Source organism: Bradyrhizobium monzae (assembly GCF_021458635.1).
Classification (GTDB): Bacteria; Pseudomonadota; Alphaproteobacteria; order Rhizobiales; family Xanthobacteraceae; genus Bradyrhizobium.
In genome coordinates this window covers 203,195-222,358 of sequence record NZ_JAIRDQ010000006.1, presented here as the reverse complement: position 1 = coordinate 222,358, position 19,164 = coordinate 203,195, and the positions used below count along the sequence as shown (strand labels likewise).

Below are 19,164 nucleotides of genomic sequence, written 5' to 3'. Positions count from 1 at the left end.
ATGGTGTCGATTTCGAAGACCGAGACCCTCGACCATGCGGGTCACGTCACCGCGCCCGATTTTGCGAAGCCGACGGAAGGATGGGTCGAGCGGCTGTGCCGCTGGCTCTGCGGGCTCGCGATCATCTCCACGATCATCATGGTCGCAAGCGAGGTGTTCCTCAGGAACCTCTTTGGAGTCTCGCTGCAGTCGGCGGACGAACTCGGCGGCTATCTCCTCGTCGCCGTCTCGTTTCTGAGCCTGTCGACCTGCTTCGTGAGCGGCGCCTTTCACAAGGTCGAATTCATCGATGGCCGCCTCGGGGAGTTCGGTCACGCGCTTCGCAAGCTGATCTTCGACGCCATGGCGCTCATGTTCAGCCTGATCCTGCTGTGGCAACTGGTGCGCCTGGTTCTGCGCAGCTGGGACGGCGGCGATTTCGCCGCGACGATCCTCGGGACGCCGTTGTGGATTCCGCAACTGACAATGCCGATCGGCATTGCGGCACTCTGCACCTCCTTGATCAAAGCGCTTTGGGCGGACGTCCGTTGGCTCGGTGCCGCTGGTCGGCGGAGCTCAAGCAGATGAGCCCGGGTCTTCAACTCATCGTCGCGTTCTCCGTCTTCCTTTCGCTCCTGGGCCTCGGCATGCAGGTCCCGTTTGCGATTGCGATTCCCGCTGCCGTCTATCTCTTCATGCAGAATGGCATCGACGCATTCAACGGGCTTGGCCTGGTGAGCTGGGGCAGCATGGACAGCTTCACGCTGACTGCGATTCCGTTGTTCATCCTGCTGGCCGAGATTTTGCAGAAGAGCGGATTGAGTTTCAGGATCTATCGAGGCCTCTCGGTTCTTGTTGCCCGTATTCCCGGCGGTCTGTTGCAGACGAATATCGCCGGATGCGCCGTGTTTGCCGCCATCAGCGGATCGAGCATCGCGACGGCCGCTTCGATCGGCAGTGTCGCGCTGCCGCAGCTCGGCCAGCGGAAATACGATCGCCGGCTCTCTGCCGGTTCGCTGGCTGCTGGCGGCACGCTTGGCATCCTGTTTCCTCCGAGCATCGCGATGATCGTCTACGGGACCTTCAGCGAGACGTCGGTTGCCAAGCTGTTCATGGCGGGGGTGATCCCGGGTCTGATCCTGACCGCCATGTTCATGATCTACATCGCGGTCTACACGACCATCAAGCCAAGTGCAGCGCCCGTCGAGGTGCTAACGCGGAGCGTTGCCGGAGTCATCAGTGCACTCACCGATGTCCTGCCATTCGCGATCCTCATCGCATTCATCCTTGGTAGCATCTATTCGGGGCTTGCGACGCCGACCGAGGCGGCGGCGATCGGATGTCTGTTCGGAATCGCGATAGCCGTGGTGTGGGGTGAACTGACTTGGTCGAAATTCGTCGAAGCCATGCATCGCACCGTCGAGGTCGTTGGCAATATCCTCTTCATCGTCTACGCGGCGTTCCTGTTCTCCTACGCGATCAGCTATGCCGGCGTTGGCGATGACGTCACCGCCTTTGTCGTCGGCCTGCATCTGAGCAAGATCGAATTCTTCATCGCGGTCTTCGTGCTCTACACGGTGCTCGGCTGTCTGGTCGAGAGCCTCGGCATGATCGTGATCACGGTGCCGCTGCTCTATCCGATCCTCGCCCAGTACGGCGTGGACCCGATCTGGTTCGGCGTGATGCTCGTGATGTTCATCGAGCTCGGCCAGATCTCTCCGCCGATCGGAATCAACCTCTTCGTCATCCAGAGCATCTGGGACGGCAAGCTCAGCGAAGTCGTGATGGGAACGGTTCCGTTCCATCTGATCATGCTGGTTCTGCTGTTCTTGCTCGCGCTCTGGCCGGAGCTCGCGCTGTTCTTGCCGGCACGCATGGGCTGACGGCGAGGGGAGCTGCGACCGAAGTCGTACGCGCCGCAAGCTGGCGCGAGCGATGACGCGCGGCGCTCCCATCGCTTCCTCCGTCGCGATGATTGCGCATCGGATCATCACATCGACTGATAGTCAGTATCAGAATTTGGCCAATTCTCATGCGCACGCCGATCGTCGAAGAGTGACGACACGGATAGTTCAACGGCACATCATCATGCGGATAGACCAGGCGATCAATTTCCACGACATCAGGCTTCTGGCGCGCAAGCGCCTGCCGCGCATCGCGTTCGATTTCATCGACGGCGGCGTGGACGGCGAGGCGGCGCTCGATCGCAACCGTGCCGCGTTCGATCGCTACAAGCTGCTGCCGCGCTATCTCGTCGACGTCGAGAAGCGTCGTCAGACGGTGAAGCTGTTCGGCTACGACTATGCGAGCCCGTTCGGAATCTCGCCGATGGGCATCGCCGGATTCTTCCGCCCCGGTTCCGATCTCATGATCGCGCGCGCCGCGGCGCGTTTCGATATCCCCTACATCATGTCGAGCGCGAGCTGCGATTCCATCGAGGCGGCGATGGCCGAGGCGCCGAAGACGACGTGGTTCCAGATCTACGGCACACGCGACCCGCACATCACGCTCGATCTCGTCCGCCGCGCCAAGGCGCTCGGCGTCCGCGTGCTGTTGATGACCATCGACACGCCTGTCATGGGCAAGCGCGAGCGCAACATCCGCAACGGCTTCCGCCGGCCGATGAGGATGACCCCGTCGGTGATCCTGCAGGGGATCAGCCGGCCGGGATGGACCTGGCGCTATCTCACCAAAGGCGGGATCCCGATGATGGAGAACTGGCGTCCCTATGCCGCCGAGGGCGCCGGCGCGAATGCGGTGGCCGATCTCTATGGCGAGCAGACGCCGGCGCCGGCGCAGACCTGGTCGATCCTGGAGCAGGTGCGCAAGGCCTGGGACGGCCCGCTTGTCGTCAAGGGCGTGATGCATGCGGCCGACGCGCTTAAATGTCTCGAGCTCGGCGCGAACGGCGTCATGGTGTCTAACCATGGCGGGCGGCAGCTCGACAGCGCGCCCGGATCGATCGACGTGCTGCCTGCGATTGCCGATGCGGTCGGCGGCCGGATGGAGCTTTTGATCGACAGCGGCTTTCGCCGCGGCAGCGATGTCGCCAAGGCGCTGTGCCTCGGGGCCAAGGCCGCCTTCTTCGGCAGGCCGGCAATGTTCGGCGTTGCGGCGGCGGGCGAGGCTGGCGCGTGCAAGGTGCTCGACATCATGCGCCAGGAGGTCGGCCTTCTGATGGGGCAGGTCGGCTGGATCGATGTCGAAAAGGCGGGACCCGACAGCCTGTTCGATCTGCTGGATCCACGCATGGGACGAAATTAGCCGTTCGCGGCAAGCCAAGTGAAACATCGACGAGGATGAACGTGACCAAACGCATGCACCTGATCGGCTTCTACATGAACAGCCCGATCAACCATACGGCGCTGAGCTGGGCGGACCCCGACGACGATCGCGTCGAGGGCATGCGGCTGTTCGAGCACTGGAAGCGCTTGGCGCGAACGCTGGAGCGCGGCCGGTTCGACGCAGCCTTCTTCGCCGATACGCCGGGCGGAATGGAGCGCTACAAGGACAGTTTCGAGGATTATGTCCGCTACGGCGTGACCTGGCCCTGCCACGATCCGATGGCCCTGCTGGGCGTGATGCTGGCGGAGACGAAGCATCTCGGGCTTGCCGTGACGCTGTCGACGGCGGGAACGCATCCCTATCACACCGTGCGCCGGCTCTCGACGCTGGACTATCTCAGCGGCGGACGCGTCGGCTGGAACATCGTCTCGGGCCATCTGCGCGGCGAGCATCGTGCGCTGGGCCTCGACCAGATCGAGCACGACAAGCGCTACGACCAGGCCGACGAGTACATGGACATCTGCCACGCCTTGTGGAACGGGATTCAGCCCGGCGCCATTCTCGCCGACAGGTCCACCGGTGAGTTCGCGGACCCGGCGAAAGTCGCTGTCGTCGATTTCGTCGGCGCGCATTATCGCTGCCACACCATTCCGCCGACCCTGCCGTCGGCGCAGGGACGCCCCGTGTTGTTCCAGGCGGGATCGTCGGGACGCGGTCAGGAATTCGCGCTCAAGCACAGCGACGTGGTGTTCTCCATCCAGGCGCGGGTGGAGGCGATGAAGGCCTTCGTCGACAAGCTGAAGGATTCCTCGATCTCGCAAGGGCGTACCGAGCCGCCCAAGGTGATCTTCGGCATTCAATGCGTACTCGGCGGCACCGAAGCCGAGGCGAAGCGCCGCCAGGCCGAGATCTTCGAGCGGATTCCGCTCGACGCCGCGCTCAGCCGGATGTCGGGCACGCTCGGCATCGATTTCAGCAAGATCGATCTCGACCGGCCGCTGGCGGTCAACACGACGGACGCCTCCCGCGGCATGCTGATGGCGCTGGCCAACATGACCGGCGACGGCAATGCGACGGCGCGCGACGCCGCGCGCGTCTTCGGCGCGACGGCCGGCATGCCGCAGCTCGTCGGCACGGCCGAGCAGGTCGCGGACCAGCTCGAGCATCTCTGGCGCAGCAGCGGCTGTCACGGCTTCAACGTGACGCCGACGACCAACATCCGCAGCATCGAGACTTTCGTCGATGAAGTCGTGCCGCTGCTGCAGGCGAGAGGCATCTTCCGCACCGACTATGAGAGCGAAACCCTGCGCGACAATTTCATGGACTGAGCCGCGTTGGCCTCACCGATCGATGAGCCTTTCGAGATGTTGAACAAGCTTCACACGCGACATCCAGACCTGCAGGTGCCGGCGGGCGCCTGCGATACGCATATGCACATTTACAGCCGTGCCTATCCGGCCTCGTCGAAGGCCTGGCTGTTTCCGCCGGATTTCAGCGTCGACGATTATCGCAAGGTGCAGGCGCGTCTTGGCCTGCAACGAACGATCATCGTGCAGCCGGTCACCTATGGCTTCGATAACAGCTGCACGCTGGATTCGGTGGCGGCGATCGGCGACAACGCGCGGGCGGTCGTAACCGTGCCAACGAACGTGACGGATGACGAGCTCGCGCGGCTCTGGCAACGCGGCGCGCGCGGCCTGCGCTATCACCAGATGCGGGGCAGTGTCACCGAATGGGCCGATGTGCCTGTCATGGCCGAGCGCATTCGCGGCACCTTCTGGCACCTCCAGATCCAGTTCGATGGGCTGGAATTTCCCGATCATGAGGCGCTGATCGCGCGGCTGCCTTGCACCGTGGTGATCGATCATATGGGCCGATACGCGCGCCCGCTTCCGGTCGAGCATCAGGCCGTCCAGTCGCTGCTGCGGATCGCGGCGCGCGACAATGTCTATGTGAAGCTCTCCGGCGCCTACCACATCGCTCACGGCAACGGCCCGGACTACAGGGAGGTCGCGCCGATCGCCCGCGCCCTGGTGGCGCAGGGGAACGAGCGGCTGCTGTGGGGATCGGACTGGCCCCATCCGACCGAGACGGCCGAGACCATGCCTGACGATGCCGATCTCCTCGATCTTCTGCTGGCCTGGGCACCGGATCCCGCCGCGCGCCAGGCGATCCTCTCGGACAATCCGGCGCGCCTCTACCGGTTCGAATCCTGACCGGAGCGCCGGACAACGTCATGTCGCCAGCCGCCAAGCCCCCCATCGCAAGCCCGGACCGCGGTCATCCCGGGAGGGGTAGCAATATCCTTCCACCATCAGATAGATTGATGGAAGGCCAGCCGGATCGTTTCATTGAGCTGATGAAAGGGCCCGCACGGCCCAATGAAAATCATCAGGCTAGGTGGAACATGCTCTCAAGGGTGACGCTGGATCAACTCCAGATGCTGATCGCTGTCGCGGATACCGGCAATTTCTCGGCGGCGGCGCGCAAGGTCAATCGGGTCCAGTCGGCCGTCAGCCAGTCGATCCAGTCGCTCGAGGACGCGCTCGAGCTGAAACTGTTCGATCGCTCCAGCAAGCTGCCGCGGCTGACGGAGGCCGGCGATGCAATCGTGCAGGACGCCCGCCGCATCGTCAGCAGCGCCGATGCTCTGCGCGCGCGGGCCAAGAACATGGCGACCGTGGCTGAACCCGAGATCAGCCTCTCCATCGAGCAGGTGTTTCCAAGCACGGTGTTGATCGAAAGCCTGCGTGCCTTTCGCGAACGCTTCCCGTTGGTGTCGGTGAACCTTCTGGCCGAGGGGCTCGGTGCGCCCGAGCAGTCGCTGTTCGAAGGCAATGCGCGACTGGCGATCTACTCGACCGCGCTCGACGGCATGCCTGGATTCCAGATGGAGTTTCTCGGCGACATCCCGATCTCGCTGGTCGCGTCCTCCCGGCATCCGCTGGCGAAGATCGAGGGGCTGATCCCGCAATCCGCGCTGGAGGAGCATGTTCAATTGACTATGGTCGATCGCACCAAGCGCTATCGCGGCGTCGTGATGGGGACGCGCACCTGGAGCTTCATCGACCAGTTCAGCCGCCTGGATTTCGTGCGGAACGGCTTCGGCTGGTGCGCGATGCCGACCCATCTCGCCAGGGAGTATCTTGACTCCGGTGAGTTGGTCGAGCTGAAGCTCGCCGCGCATCGTGGCGAGCCGCTGCGGTTTCCACTCTATGCCGTTCACAAGATCGAGCAGCCGCCGGGACCGGCCGCGCAATGGCTGCTTGGCGAGGTGCGCCGCCGTTTCTCGGAATGGATCGAGGCGACCGTCGATCATCGATCGCTTCAACGCGGCATCCAGATCCGCGTGACCACGGTTTGAACGGCACACAGGAAGTGGAGGTGACGATGGATTGTCAGGCCGAGAAGAGTTCGTCCATGGGATCGCCCGTCGAATGCGGCAATCCCCGCATCGAAACGGATGGCTTTCGCCGCAGCCTGGCCGAATTCGCGACCGGCGTCGCGGTCATCACCACCACGGTGCGCGGCGAACGCTTCGGGCTCACCTCAAACTCCTTCGCATCGGTGTCGCTCGATCCGCCGCTGGTGCTGTGGTCGATCCGCCGCGAGAGCAAGAGCTTTGCTGCATTCGAGGCCTGTTCCCATTTTGCCGTGAACATCCTTGCGGACGATCAGATCGGGCTGTCGCAACACTTTGCCCGCTCGGGGCCGGACAAGTTCCGGGAGCTCACCAGCGAAACGGGGCATGGCGATGCGCCGCTGTTTGCGAGCGCGGCTGCGTCCTTCGAGTGCGTCTGCCGCCAGACCCATGACGGCGGCGATCATGTCATTCTGATCGGCGAGGTCCTGCGCTACAGCCGTTACGAACGTCGGCCGCTGCTGTTCGTGAAGGGAGGTTATGCTGTCGCGGCCGAACATCCCGATATGCGTACGTTCGCTACCGGCGCAATTGCGCAACGCCCGGACGATAGCGAGGAGCGCGTTCTGTCCAACCTGATGATCCGCGCCTACAGCGCCATTGCATCGCGGCTGGAGCGCGCGCGGCAGACCGAGGGGCTTGGGCTCACATTGTTGCAGGCGCGCCTGTTACGCGCCGCCGCGACCTCGCCTGGCCGGACGCTCGACGAACTGATGCCCGAGCTGTTTCTTGATTTCGCGGCCAGTCGCAACCTCCTGGAATCGTTGGTGTCGCTCGGTCTCGTCGCCGTCGACGATCGCGGACAGGTTCGGCTCACCGCCGACGGCGAGTTACGACTCAAGGCGATCGTGGCACATGCGCGCGCCAGCGAGGACATTCTCTTCAAAGGTATCGCGGACACGGATCTCGCAACGGTCCGGCGTGTCCTCAACACCATGGTCGCAAAGCAGCTTCGCACCGCCTAAAGCCTCAGTCGCTCGGAAAGGACATCACCTTGCAATCCGTCGTCTACACGCGAATTCCCCGTCTCGATCCGGCCCTCGTCGAACGAGCGCGAAGCATCCACGTCGCCGATCTTCACGAAGGCCTGGGGCCGGTGGTTGGCCGGCAGTGCCTGATGCAGCCGCAAATGCGCGCGCTGTTTCCGGCGGCACGGGTCTGCGGCCAGGCCATCACGTCCTTCAATTTTCCCGGCGACAATCTCATGCTGCATGCCGCCTTCCGCGTCGCGGAGCCCGGCGATGTCCTGGTCCTGACCAATGGCGGTTCGCCGCAAGGCGCGCTGTGGGGAGAGATCGCGAGCCATTACAGCCGGATCAGGAAGCTCGGCGGCGCCGTGATCGATGGCGCGACGCGCGATACCGTGCAGATCACCGAAATGGGGTTCCCGGTGTTCGCCTCCCATGTCTCGGTGTCCTATCCCGGCAAGCGCGGACCCGGCGCGGTCAACGTCCCCGTCGTCCTGGCCGGGGTGACAGTCAATCCCGGCGATCTCATTGTCGGCGACGCCGATGGCGTCATGGCGATCCCGCCGTCGCGCGTCGAGACCGCCGTTCGCAACGCCGAGGCGCGGATGGCCAAGGAAGCGGAGATCAAGCGGCGGCTCGACGGCGGAGAGACGCTGTACGATGTCGGCGCCATGAAAGGCCTGTTCGAGGCTGCCGGCATCGTCGAGATCGATGCCGTCTGGAACGATCGGGCCGACGCCAGCTGAACGAGGCGTAGATCGCGTGCAGGAACGGTGGCTTTCGGCGGGCTATGAGGATGGAGCCAGGCAAGTTAGGCTACTCGTCGATAAGCTGAAAGCCGCCTAGGTAGGTCACACCGAGCGCGAATACCGCGGTTCAGAGATTCCGAAATTGAACTTGCCGTCGCTGCTTGGGGGTTAGCGCACGCGCCATCGTTCTTGCGAGTCATCTGCTCAATTCGTTCGGAATAACGAAATTCTCCGCAAACGGTTATTCTCCCAACTACCGACAAAAAATACCGACAACACGCACGGCTGGAGCGAATTTTTGCGCGTGTTTTCAATGTGCGTTGAGAATTTTCCCGAAAATATGGAATCGAACCATCGTCCTAAGCTATTGTTATTATTGATGTTTTCATCTTGGTGCCCCTGGCCGATAATCAACTAGTCGCATAACAAATTGAATTTGCGATACTTTTAGTCGTCGATTGCCTCAGATACCGACAGGAATACCGACAAGATGATGGACGGGAGGCGTTCGCAAAAAATAAATTTGCGAGCGCTCTGCAGCACGCACAGTCTTGCGGTTCTTGTCTTCATAACCGCCGGCCGGAGTCGAACCCGGCTCAGACTCGAAATCTTTAGGGAGGCGGGCGAGCGCTTACTCAGCAGCTTTCAGTTTTCTTCAAGAAGAGTGATTAAAGATTGTGAGTTTGACTCCCACTCTCTCCGCCACTTGCGCGATTTTGTGCGCCAAACTACGATTTTCTACGATTTCGTGCGTTTGCTGGTTGCCGTTGTCGTGCGGGTCGCGAATGAGCAACGATCGGCTCGTTCGCTTCTCGCGCGAGGGAGATGCCTCGGATGCGGGACGTGCTTGGGCCAGGAGCTCGTACCGTTGGCAATGCTCGCCTTCCATATTCCGTCACAACGGCTCGGACGTCTCGATGCAACCTTCGAAGAAGGCAACGATGCCCGCCAAAAAGCAGATCAACTCTCGACCAAGTCGGGATTGTCGGTGCTCCATGGGAGGACGAAGCCACTCACTGTCGTCTGAGTCGGCGCACCCGAATGAACTCATGAAGCTCCCAACGTTGCCGCCTTCTTATCCGCGGACGCGGCCATGCCTGGCGAAAGGCCACGCGGCTCTAACGGTCGGTTCTTTCAGGGGCCGTCTTCAGTCGGTCGCAGCAGCTATTCGCGCAGGTTATGACTAAACAGGCTTGCGCCGGCCGCCGTCAGAGGAGCGTCAGGCGTCGGCGATCAGTGAGGCGATGTCCTCGAGCGGACGCCGGCTGAAGTCCTTCGCGAGTTCGGCTATGAGCTTGCCTCTCAGGTCGCGATGGTAGTGCTTGCGCATCTCACCCAGGGTTCTGGGATCGGACACAACGACCAGGTGTTCTATAGTCCCGTCCAGGCTGAGCTTGTTCAGAAACGCGGCCGTCGCTGCCGCGAAGTCGTCCTCGACGAGCCGCCTGCCATCGGGGTTGGCAGAGCCGGTGTGATGGCGCGCACCCGAGCCTGAGTGGGCGGGCGCCGGCGGAGCCGCCGTGATCTCGACCAAGTGCACCCCAGGCTTCACGCCTGTATTGTGGAACAGGCGCATCGTCTCGCCGTCAGCGACTGCTACTGTCGTACCAGTAGGTAGAATCATCGAAAGCCCTCCGTTCTCGATCCGCATAAACACCGGCGGGCTATGATACTTGCATGCCGGCGCTCTGCGGCGCCTCTTCGATCAGTTCGTGGCGCGAAGCTGCCCAGAGCAGAGCAGCCCCAACGACGGCCGAAAGAATCGACGCCGCGAACACGTCGATCTTGGCGGCTGAGAAGTCGGCGGCGCTTGGAACGTAGCCCCCGTACTCGACGAGCGTGATCTCGGCATCGGCCGAGCACGTGGTCTGTCTCGTGGTCGACCGGACGGTCGAGGCGGCCGGGCGGGATCATGAGCTCCATCGCTGAACCGGTCTCCAGTTGTTTGCGCCGGCTACAACATCGGCGCCGGCTTACGATGTGGAATACGCCGCCGTCGTGTGACCGCGTGTACGCGATCTCCGTGTCGACGATACTGCTGGTGAGCCCAGCCGCGTGCGCGCGCGGGAGGAAGAGGCGCACTAGCGTGCCGGTACCCCGCTCACTCTCTATAAGGACCGCGCCGCCTCGCCCTTCAGCAAAGCGCTGGACCTGGGGGAGCCCGAGGCTGGCGGACCTCCGACAGAGCCGGGTAATGAAACGCCGATTGTCTCTTTGATCTGCATATCGGGCCTCCTCACCTGCGATCAACGGAACGCCGGCTTCGGTCTGGGCACGAGAGCGGGCGACATAGGTCGAAGATTGAGTCCATGACGGTCGAAAGGAAAATCACCTCTCGCCATGGAGTCGATAGCCGACCGTTATCGGGAATGGCTGAGAGAGGCTTGGCACCGCTGCGGAGCCGTGCGGTGCTTCGGTCTGCAAGCACTCGCCCGAGCGGAACTCTCGGCGATCGAGAAGAGATGTTCAGGTGCCTACGGCCCATCATAACGCGCGGCTATCGACTTCATGGCGTGACGTCATTTCCCATTCGCCGCGCGCAATCCCATTCTGACGAGTGTGAGCGGCAACCTTGCGCCACCACTCCGACACCCGAACAAGGGTCCACAATCAGGAGGCTACTAATGTCAGTGAAGCAACCGGTTCTTACGCCGCCTCAAGGCGGCGAGACGGTGACCTCGAGCGGGGGTTCGAACGTCGAGATGAAAGTGGAGAGCAGCCAGACCGGAGGCGAATATGGCACTGTCCTGTGGACGGTGCGGGCCGGCGAGGAGCCGCCGCTGCACACCCACTCGCGCGAGGACGAACTGCTCTACGTGGTGCAGGGACAGCTAATCGCGCGGGTCGGCGATACCCGCGTCGAGGTGGGGCCGGGCGCCTACGCGGCTCTTCCCCGCGGGGTGCCGCATACGATCGAGGTTGTCGGCGACCAGGCGACCCTGCTGCTCAGCTTCGTGCCGGGTGGGCTGGAGCGCTTCTTGGTGCCCCGGAAAGGCGAGAAGCCCGATCCGGCCGCTTTCGGCCTGACGTTCCCCTAGGGCCGGGGACCGGAGGGGCGGCGTTCGCGAACGTGCGCCCGCTCGGGCCCGGGTGCCGGCCGCGTGCGACCGCGCCAGATGATTGATTCCATGCGCAGGCCGGGCGCTCTTAACGTCTCCCGGCTTCAGACCAACTAGCGCACCGCTGCGGTAGTGGTGGGTGCGCCAACCTAAGCTCCTTTCACCGCCGACGGAGGAAATCCGCTATGGTCACTCGCGGTTTCACAGGCCGCCAATCCGGATCAGAATCATCGGAACGGATTCCCCCGGGACAGCACCTCGTCGACAATTTCCCGGTGCTTACAGCCGGTCCCACGCCGCGAATCGAGCCCGCGGACTGGACTTTCACGCTCAAGGTCGGGCCTCGTCCGGTCAAAGCTTGGAACTGGTCGGAGTTCAACGCGCTCCCACGAACCAAGATGACGCGAGACATCCACTGTGTGACCTCGTGGTCGAAGCTCAACACCGCCTGGGAGGGCGTGGCCGTCGACGACATCCTCGCCGACGCTGGCCTTAGCGCACCCACTCCGTTTGCACTCGCACATTGCTACGACGGATACTCAACCAACGTGCCACTCGCCGACCTTGCAATGGGGAAGGCGATGGTCGCGCTCAAGTATGAAGGCCAGCCGCTGCCGCGCGACCATGGGGGGCCGGCGCGCCTGCTCGTGCCGCATCTCTACTTCTGGAAGTCGGCGAAGTGGGTGAACGGGCTTCAGTTCACGGAGCGCGACGAGGCCGGCTTCTGGGAGCTGCGCGGGTACCACATGTACGGCGATCCGTGGAATGAGCAGCGATACACGAATGACTGACGCTATTGCCGCAACCACGCGATGGCAGAGCTGTGCGATTGTCGAGGTCGGGACGAGAACGTCGGCTATCAAGAGCTTTTTTCTCCGCCTCTCCGAACCGTTCGACTATACGGCCGGGCAGCACGTCGACGTGCGGCTGACCGCGCCCAACGGCTACGCTGCCATGCGCAGCTACTCGATCGCATCGGCCCCGAGTTCCAAGGTGATCGAGCTGGCGATCGAGCGCCTCCCGGACGGTGAGGTCTCCCCGTTCTTCCACGACGTCGCCCAAGTAGGGGACACGATCGAGCTTCGCGGGCCCCTTGGCGGACACTTTCTCTGGCCGGGGCCTTCCAACAAACCAGTGCTCTTGATCGGCGCCGGCTCCGGCGTCGTGCCGCTCATGGCGATGATCCGGTATCGGAAGGCCAGCGGAGAGCCAGTGCCTGTCGCGCTGTTGCTCTCCTCCAGGACCTGGGATGACGTGCCGTTCAGGGACGAACTCCTCGAGCTCGAGAGGTCGCTTCCCGATTTCGCATTCGCCTTGGCTCTGACACGCGAGCCGGCGACGCGCCGCACCGACTTCAGCAGGCGGATCGACTACAGGATGGTCGCTGACGTCGCGGGGCGGCTGCCTGTGTCCCCCGGCTGCGCCTTCGTGTGCGGGTCGAACGCCTTCGTCGACATCGCGGCGGACGCCGCGCTCGCTTTGGGACTGGAAGTCGGGGCGATCAAGACCGAACGCTACGGCGCTTGAGAGACGGATAGTTTTCGCAAACGCCAGATTCTCCGCGCGGCCTGCGGCGATCGCGGTCGCGCTGGATCCAAGGATACGCAGCAGTAACGAAATGGGAGCCATCCGAATGCTATCCAAGACGATCGATGTCGACGGCTCGAAGGTCTTCTGCTGCGGAGGTGCCGCCCATGGCGGGGGCACTCCGACATCGAAATCGTCTCAGCATTCTAGAAGCGGGATGCAACCATGTTTTCAGTGATTTTCGAAGTCCTCCCCCATAAGGGTAACTGGGATGACTACCTCGACAACGCCAAAATGTTGCGACCCGATCTGGAACAGGTCGAAGGCTTCGTCGATAACATCCGCTACAGGAGCCTGACCCGCGAGAGCTGGATCCTTTCGCTTTCGAACTGGCGGGACGAGAAGTCGCTCGTCCGCTGGCGCACTCGCATGCGCCACCACGAGGTCCAGCGGAAGGGCCGCGACGAAATCCTCGCAGACTACCACCTCCGCGTAGGCCAGATCACTGCCGACAATCAGGTGCCTGCGGGGTACGCCCTTGCGGAGCAACGGCTCGACGAGACCGAAGTGGGTGAGGGAACGACGGTCACGTTGATCAACGCGACGCGCCCCGCGGAGTGGAAGCAGACTGACAACCCGTACGACTGCGCCGAGTGGCTCGGATTGAACCCTTGGGCCGCCGACTGCACGTCCTGGGACATCTTCGACGCAGTGCTCACGCCCGGTGACCTTATCCTGCTCATATCCTGGAAGGACGTCGCTGCGGCGCAGGCCTACGAGGACGCTTTCGCGCCGAATGACAGGACTAGGATCCGGAGAATGCGGATCGTGCGCGACTACGGGAAGTACGACCGTCGTGAGGCGCCTCAATACTACGCAGATGCGAAGGGCGGCGAGACCCTTCACGCCTGACGCCGTTCCGTCGGGAAGGGCCAGCCAAATCGTGGTCGCTGGCACCGGATGGCGCCAACTCGCCGAGCGTAGGTACTTCGGACTATGGCTCGCCAGTCCCGTCCGGTTCTCGCCCGCGTCGCAGCGCACCAGCCCGGCTCTCAGAAGTTCCTGAAAGCGTGTCCGTGGGTCCAAATCAATAGGCCGAGCCGTTACAACGTGCGCACGCAAGTCGCATCTACGCTCCATGATTGCGACGTGCCCGTCACGTCGTCGAGTGCAAAGGCTCGTCAGTATCGACAGCCGCACCTTGACGGAGAACAACTACCCATGGAGCTTCATCAAGTTCGCTACTTCCTCGCCGTCGCGTCCACGCTCAACTTCACCCGCGCGGCCGAGCAGTGCAATGTCACGCAGCCCGCCCTGACCAAGGGGGTGCAGAAGCTCGAGCAGGAACTCGGCGGGCAGTTGATCTACCGCGAACGCCAGCTGACGCAGCTCACCGATCTTGGAAAGGAAGTCCTCCCGATGCTGGAGCGCACACTGGCCTCGGCAGAGGCGGTGCGTCGCCGGGCCCAGGAGTTCCAACGCAAGGACGTCGCGCCTCTGAAGATTGGCCTCGCCCCATCCATCTCGGCGTCGCTCGTCCTCGATCCAATCGCGGAAATCGCAAAGTTCGTCCCTGGACTTCACGTCGAGCTGCGCGAGGGCGCGGCGAAGAAGCTCGTCGATCTCTTGCTTGAGGGCGAGATCAACGCTGCAATGGTCGGCGACGTGCAGGACGTGCCCGCGCGCATCGACGACTGGTCGCTGTTCGAGGAGCGCTACGTCGCAGTACTCGCGCCGACACATCGGCTCGCAAACCGTCCCTCGATCGGCATCGACGACCTCCGTGAGACCATTTTGCTAGAACGCGCCGACTGCGACGTCGCCGTGAAGATCCAGCAGTCCTATTTCCCCGACGAACCGCCTCAACTCGGCCACCGCAGCGGTCACGACATACACCTGCAGTACATGGCCGCCGCCGGCTTCGGCGTGATACTCGTGCCCGAGCACATGCCGCGCCTTCCGACGCTCAAGACCATTCCGCTCGAAGGCGATCCGGTTTCGCGCGAAGTGCGGCTACTGGCTGTACAGGGGCGCCGCTACTCCCCGGCACTGGACGCTTTCGTCAAGGTCGCGCGGCTTCGCGACTGGTCGGTCGAAGTCCCCGATCGAGGCGTGCCGCACGCAGCGGTTCCGGAGGTGGTGAGGGCGCCCACATGACCGCGACACGCACATCGGCGGCCAACCGCTTCCAGCCAATCGACCATCAGCCTGATGACTCCTCACCGATGCTAAGCCAAACCGATAAGACACTCGCCCGGATTCGCACCGAGCTGCTGACGATGTTCAGCGCCGCGGACTGGGAGTCATACAACCACCTCGTGGGCTGGCTCCGCGATACAGACGTGGCATCGCATGCGTTAAAGGTCGGAGACGACGCGCCTGACTTCCTCCTGCCCGACGCCGAAGGCCGTCTCCACTCCTCCGAACAGCTGCGCCGCAACGGCCCCCTCGTCCTGAGCTTCTTCAGAGGCGGCTGGTGTCCGTTCTGCACCGCTGAACTCCGCGCCCTCCAGGCCGCGAAGGATGAGTTCGAGAGCGTCGGCGCGACCCTCGCAGTCGTGACACCCGAAACGAGGGACTTCCCGCGGCAGCTCAAGCGGGGCCTAGGCTTGGACCTGAAGGTGCTCTCCGACGTAGACTACGGCGTTGCTATGTCGTATGGCGTGCTGTTCCGGGTGCCTGACGAGACCAGAGCGCACTATTCCGGGCGAGGCTTCGACTTCGGCGCCCGGCACGGGTCACCGGTGTGGATGCTGCCCATTCCCGCGACCTATGTGATCGACGCAGAAGGCCGGATCCGCAGCGCGTTCGTCGAGCCCGACTTCACGATACGCGAGGAGCCGGCGCAAATCTTGGCCTTGCTGCGCCAGGCCGCTTGCACGTCTAGTGAGGGAGGCGGAAGCTGGAAAGCGACACCCGGACAATCCGGCAATGAGCCGGTTTGAAATTCCCCTCGGCGATAGCGCGCTCGCAGTCGCCTACTACAAGGTCGAAGACGGTCGCGTCGTCCTGCTCCACACGGAGGTACCACAAGAGCTATCCGACCTAGGGTACGGATCGAGGCTGGCGCATGGCGTTCTCGAAGCGTTGCGACGCGACCGGAAAAGAGTAATCGCGAAGTGCCCCTTCATGTCCTGCTACGCCGCCCGGCACCCGAGTAAGGCGCATTCCTCGACGGCTGATCGCCGACGGACCGGACGCCGGCGCGCACAGCGCCTTTGGACGACGATACCTCACGCCTATCGAATGCATATCCAAAGGGAATTTCTAATCTCGTCGGCTGCGTCCGATCTTGGGGTCGCTAGGCCGACCGAGCACACGCGGTCGGCTCCACAGCGATTGAAACAGTGATTTGAAGCCGTTGCGCCGAGTGACCATTCCGCGCGCGAGCAGCTAAGGAGACCCCCATGAAATTATCGAGGACTGTCGGCCTGGCTGTCGCCGTCTCGCTGGTCGCCGGCACCGTGGCAGCGCTCGCGCAGATCAGCGGAGCGACTCCTGCCAGCCCGACCGCGAACGTGGTGGATGCCGCCGGGCACCTGCGCGTGCCCGCGGACTACCGAACCCTCTACCAAGCGCTCGGCAACTGGGCGATTGCCGCCGACAGCGGCCAAGGCTCGAAAGAAATGCACGCCGTCTACGCATCCCCGGGGGCGATCGACGCCTACCGGAAAACGGGCCACTTCCCAGACGGTGCCGTTCTGGTGAAAGAGGTCTTCGCGACCTCGACGAACGAGATGACTACCGGCACGGTGAGCCACGCCGACAAGCTCAAGGGCTGGTTCGTCATGGTGAGAGACAGCAAGGGAACGCACCCTGGCAACCCGTTGTGGGGCGACGGATGGGGATGGTCGTGGTTCGACGCGGACAAGCCGCTCAAGACCACCTCGACGGACTATCATTCCGATTGCCAAGGGTGCCACGTGCCGGCCCAGGCCACGGACTGGATTTATGTGAATGGATATCCCGTTCTGCGTCACTAGGCGATCGTATGCGTGGGGCTCTCGTCTTGCCGCAATTTCGCGGAGGTCATCTCGAATCCCGCAAGCTGGTGCGGCAAGCCGGAAGATTGAAGAGCCTATTGTGACCATTCGTGTCGGTTGTCGGCCCTTCGGGGCCGACCGACGTTCACAGTACAAACGAGTGCATGGAGTTCGACGTGTCCCTCTCGGTCTATGACATCACGGTCCCTGTCATGCTGCACGGACTGAACGTGATGGACGACTATCTCGACCACGCCCAGGCGCTCGAGCGGACCAGAGGATTTGAGCCTGGAACGATCCTTCGCGAGCGGCTCGCGTCCGACATGCTGACTTTCGGAGAACAGTTCTCCGTAAGCTGCAACAAGGTCGACGCGCACATGGCGAAGCTGATGCAGCACGACCCGCCGGCACCCCACAACACCCCGATGATGTACCCGGCATTGAAGGGGCGGCTCCTCGAGACGCGCGGCTTTCTGCAAAACGTGCAGCCGGACAAGATTTCCGGAGCGCAGTCCCACACATACGAGCTAACACCGCTTATCGTGCGCGGGTGGTTCGGCGGCGACGACTATATTCGGCACCTGGTGTTACCCGACTTCTTCTTCCACATTTCGATTGCGCACGCGATCCTTCGGCACCTCGGAGCGAACATCGGGAAGCGCGACTACCTCGGCAATCTCAGTCAGCAAAGCGGCGGTGACTACTCGTGAGAAACTGTTCGCTCAACATCAAGTACCGGTCTACTGAAAGCATGCGCAAAGCCGGCCGCCCGAAGTTCGCGCCGGAGATCGCATCCTGATGGGTACCGTCGAATGCTTAACGGCGTCGAAGCGCCGCTGGGCGATGCTCTGCATCCTGCTTGGACTTGGTCTAAGTTCCCTTGGAAGCGCGATCGTGAATATCGCCTTGCCAAATATCTCGCGTTCATTCGCAAGTAGTGACGCAGCAACCGTTTGGGTCGTGAATGCCTATCAGCTTTCGGCAACGGTCTGCTTGTTGCCTATTGCAAGTCTGATCGAATCACTCGGTCTGAAGCGTGTTTATGCCGTCGGCCTAGCCACGTTTGTCCTCGCGTCGCTGGGTTGCGCTTTCGCTCCAACATTGCCGATGCTGGTGAGTGCGCGTTTGATTCAGGGAGCTGGGGCGGCCGGCGTTTCTGTGGCCGGCGTCGCATTTGTACGCGTGATCTATCCGCACCGCAGGGTCAGCAAGGGCCTCGCGTTGGTGGCATTAGCGGTGGCGATACCCGGAGCCGTGGGGCCTACCATCGCGGCGACCATACTTGCCGTGGCAAAATGGCCCTGGTTGTTTCTCGTGAACGTGCCATTCGGCGTCGCGGTACCGCTTTTTATTGCCGCTGCACCACCAGACGTTCGTGTTGCTCGCCCTCTCGATCTGATCGGGACCGCTCTCAATGCGTTGGCGTTCGGGCTTTTCGTCGTCGGCGTCGGCACGCTGGGTATTGGCGATGGGCGCATTGCGATGGGAGAGATCGTAGCGGGTCTTTTCTGTTTCGGCCTCTTCGTTCGACAACAGCTCCAGCACCCTATGCCGATGCTGCCATTCGATCTCTTCCGTGTACCTCTGTTTACCCTATCGGTGTGGACATCTGTCTGTTCCTATGCAGCACAAATTCTGGCTTACGTCTCCTTGCCGTTTTTGTTTGAGACGGGGATGCATCTTTCGGCTGTGGCGACAGGTTTTCTCTTGACGCCCTGGCCGTTCATGACTGCTGTCACAGCTCCAATCGCCGGTCGCCTGACAATCCGCTACCCCGCTGCGGCGATTTGCAGCATTGGTTTGGCGTTGTTGGCGGCCGGTTTGCTTTTGATGGTCTTCTTGCCGACAACTCCAACGAAGTGGGATGTTGTATGGCGGCTAGCCCTTTGCGGTATCGGCTTTGGTCTCTTCCAGACCCCGAACAACACCGCGATGATGACGGCTGGACCCATAGGGCGTAGCGGGGCCGCAAGCGGGATGAACGCTGCTGCTCGCTACGTCGGATGGTCACTTGGTTCCGCCTTGGTCTCACTGATCTTCGGCCTGGGCGGAGATCATGGCGCGGACTTTTGTTTGGTCGCCGGAATGACCTTCGCACTGATAGGAGCCGCTACCAGCGGCGCTGGTCAGTTCAGATAGCGTCCATATGCGGAATTCCGGCACCTCGTCGAATGTTGCGTGGCGAGACTGGGC

Annotated in this window: 19 protein-coding genes; 18 read left to right on the top strand and 1 reads right to left on the bottom strand. The window is 62.6% G+C overall.

All coding sequences use genetic code 11. The features are described from left to right. The 8 genes from K3F49_RS22870 to K3F49_RS22835 all read left to right on the top strand — a co-directional run bounded on the left by K3F49_RS22870 (nt 1) and on the right by K3F49_RS22835 (nt 8,399). Entirely contained in the window at nt 1-567 is a 567-nt protein-coding gene (locus tag K3F49_RS22870) for a TRAP transporter small permease (protein ID WP_234683205.1), read from the top strand. Continuing rightward, nucleotides 564-1,862, top strand: a complete 1,299-nt coding sequence (locus K3F49_RS22865) for a TRAP transporter large permease (RefSeq protein ID WP_234683204.1) — start codon at nt 564-566, stop codon at nt 1,860-1,862. The genes K3F49_RS22870 and K3F49_RS22865 overlap by 4 nt, the downstream gene beginning before the upstream one ends. 205 nt (nt 1,863-2,067) lie before the next feature. Beyond that, a complete protein-coding gene (locus K3F49_RS22860) occupies nt 2,068-3,243 on the top strand; it encodes an alpha-hydroxy acid oxidase (RefSeq protein WP_234683203.1) in 1,176 nt (391 codons plus the stop codon). A 41-nt stretch (nt 3,244-3,284) separates the two neighbouring features. After that, a complete protein-coding gene (locus K3F49_RS22855; RefSeq protein WP_234683202.1) occupies nt 3,285-4,592 on the top strand; it encodes an NtaA/DmoA family FMN-dependent monooxygenase in 1,308 nt (435 codons plus the stop codon). Between the two features lie 36 nt (nt 4,593-4,628). Further along, the gene (locus K3F49_RS22850; RefSeq protein WP_234683201.1) at nt 4,629-5,480 is read left to right on the top strand and encodes an amidohydrolase family protein; all 852 of its coding nucleotides are present in this window, start codon (nt 4,629-4,631) and stop codon (nt 5,478-5,480) included. A 191-nt stretch (nt 5,481-5,671) separates the two neighbouring features. Next, on the top strand, nt 5,672-6,628 hold the full coding sequence (locus K3F49_RS22845; protein ID WP_234683200.1) for a LysR family transcriptional regulator: 957 nt from the start codon (nt 5,672-5,674) through the stop codon (nt 6,626-6,628). A gap of 56 nt (nt 6,629-6,684) precedes the next feature. Further along, nucleotides 6,685-7,650: a flavin reductase gene (locus K3F49_RS22840; RefSeq protein ID WP_234683199.1), complete on the top strand. Its 966-nt coding sequence runs from the start codon at nt 6,685-6,687 to the stop codon at nt 7,648-7,650. A gap of 29 nt (nt 7,651-7,679) precedes the next feature. Continuing rightward, on the top strand, nt 7,680-8,399 hold the full coding sequence (locus tag K3F49_RS22835; RefSeq protein ID WP_234683198.1) for an RraA family protein: 720 nt from the start codon (nt 7,680-7,682) through the stop codon (nt 8,397-8,399). A gap of 1,222 nt (nt 8,400-9,621) precedes the next feature. Here the strand turns inward: K3F49_RS22835 and K3F49_RS22830 are convergent. Further along, complete coding sequence (locus tag K3F49_RS22830; protein ID WP_232993638.1) at nt 9,622-9,978, bottom strand: baeRF12 domain-containing protein; 357 nt, start codon at nt 9,976-9,978, stop codon at nt 9,622-9,624. A gap of 1,048 nt (nt 9,979-11,026) precedes the next feature. Between K3F49_RS22830 and K3F49_RS22825 the strand changes: the two genes are divergently transcribed. From K3F49_RS22825 to K3F49_RS22780, 10 genes are all read left to right on the top strand, one after another. Next, nucleotides 11,027-11,440: a cupin domain-containing protein gene (locus K3F49_RS22825; RefSeq protein ID WP_234683197.1), complete on the top strand. Its 414-nt coding sequence runs from the start codon at nt 11,027-11,029 to the stop codon at nt 11,438-11,440. 206 nt (nt 11,441-11,646) lie between these two features. Continuing rightward, on the top strand, nt 11,647-12,252 hold the full coding sequence (locus K3F49_RS22820; protein ID WP_234683196.1) for a sulfite oxidase-like oxidoreductase: 606 nt from the start codon (nt 11,647-11,649) through the stop codon (nt 12,250-12,252). Continuing rightward, the gene (locus K3F49_RS22815; protein ID WP_234683195.1) at nt 12,245-12,988 is read left to right on the top strand and encodes a ferredoxin reductase; all 744 of its coding nucleotides are present in this window, start codon (nt 12,245-12,247) and stop codon (nt 12,986-12,988) included. Before K3F49_RS22820 ends, K3F49_RS22815 begins: the two co-directional genes overlap by 8 nt. Nucleotides 12,989-13,213: 225 nt before the next feature. Next, a complete protein-coding gene (locus tag K3F49_RS22810) occupies nt 13,214-13,900 on the top strand; it encodes an antibiotic biosynthesis monooxygenase family protein (RefSeq protein WP_234683194.1) in 687 nt (228 codons plus the stop codon). A 237-nt stretch (nt 13,901-14,137) separates the two neighbouring features. Next, nucleotides 14,138-15,145 carry a LysR family transcriptional regulator gene (locus K3F49_RS22805; RefSeq protein ID WP_234683193.1) on the top strand — a complete coding sequence of 336 codons (1,008 nt, stop codon included), beginning with the start codon at nt 14,138-14,140 and terminating at the stop codon, nt 15,143-15,145. After that, nucleotides 15,142-15,933, top strand: coding sequence for a peroxiredoxin-like family protein (locus tag K3F49_RS22800; protein WP_234683192.1), 792 nt, complete (start codon nt 15,142-15,144; stop codon nt 15,931-15,933). The genes K3F49_RS22805 and K3F49_RS22800 overlap by 4 nt, the downstream gene beginning before the upstream one ends. Beyond that, nucleotides 15,920-16,339, top strand: a complete 420-nt coding sequence (locus K3F49_RS22795; RefSeq protein WP_234683191.1) for a GNAT family N-acetyltransferase — start codon at nt 15,920-15,922, stop codon at nt 16,337-16,339. Before K3F49_RS22800 ends, K3F49_RS22795 begins: the two co-directional genes overlap by 14 nt. A 56-nt stretch (nt 16,340-16,395) precedes the next feature. Next, nucleotides 16,396-16,971 carry a cytochrome P460 family protein gene (locus K3F49_RS22790; RefSeq protein WP_234683190.1) on the top strand — a complete coding sequence of 192 codons (576 nt, stop codon included), beginning with the start codon at nt 16,396-16,398 and terminating at the stop codon, nt 16,969-16,971. Nucleotides 16,972-17,135: 164 nt separating this feature from the next. Continuing rightward, entirely contained in the window at nt 17,136-17,681 is a 546-nt protein-coding gene (locus K3F49_RS22785) for a DUF1993 domain-containing protein (protein WP_234683189.1), read from the top strand. 88 nt (nt 17,682-17,769) lie between these two features. Further along, on the top strand, nt 17,770-19,110 hold the full coding sequence (locus K3F49_RS22780; protein WP_234683188.1) for an MFS transporter: 1,341 nt from the start codon (nt 17,770-17,772) through the stop codon (nt 19,108-19,110). Nucleotides 19,111-19,164: the final 54 nt, after the last annotated feature.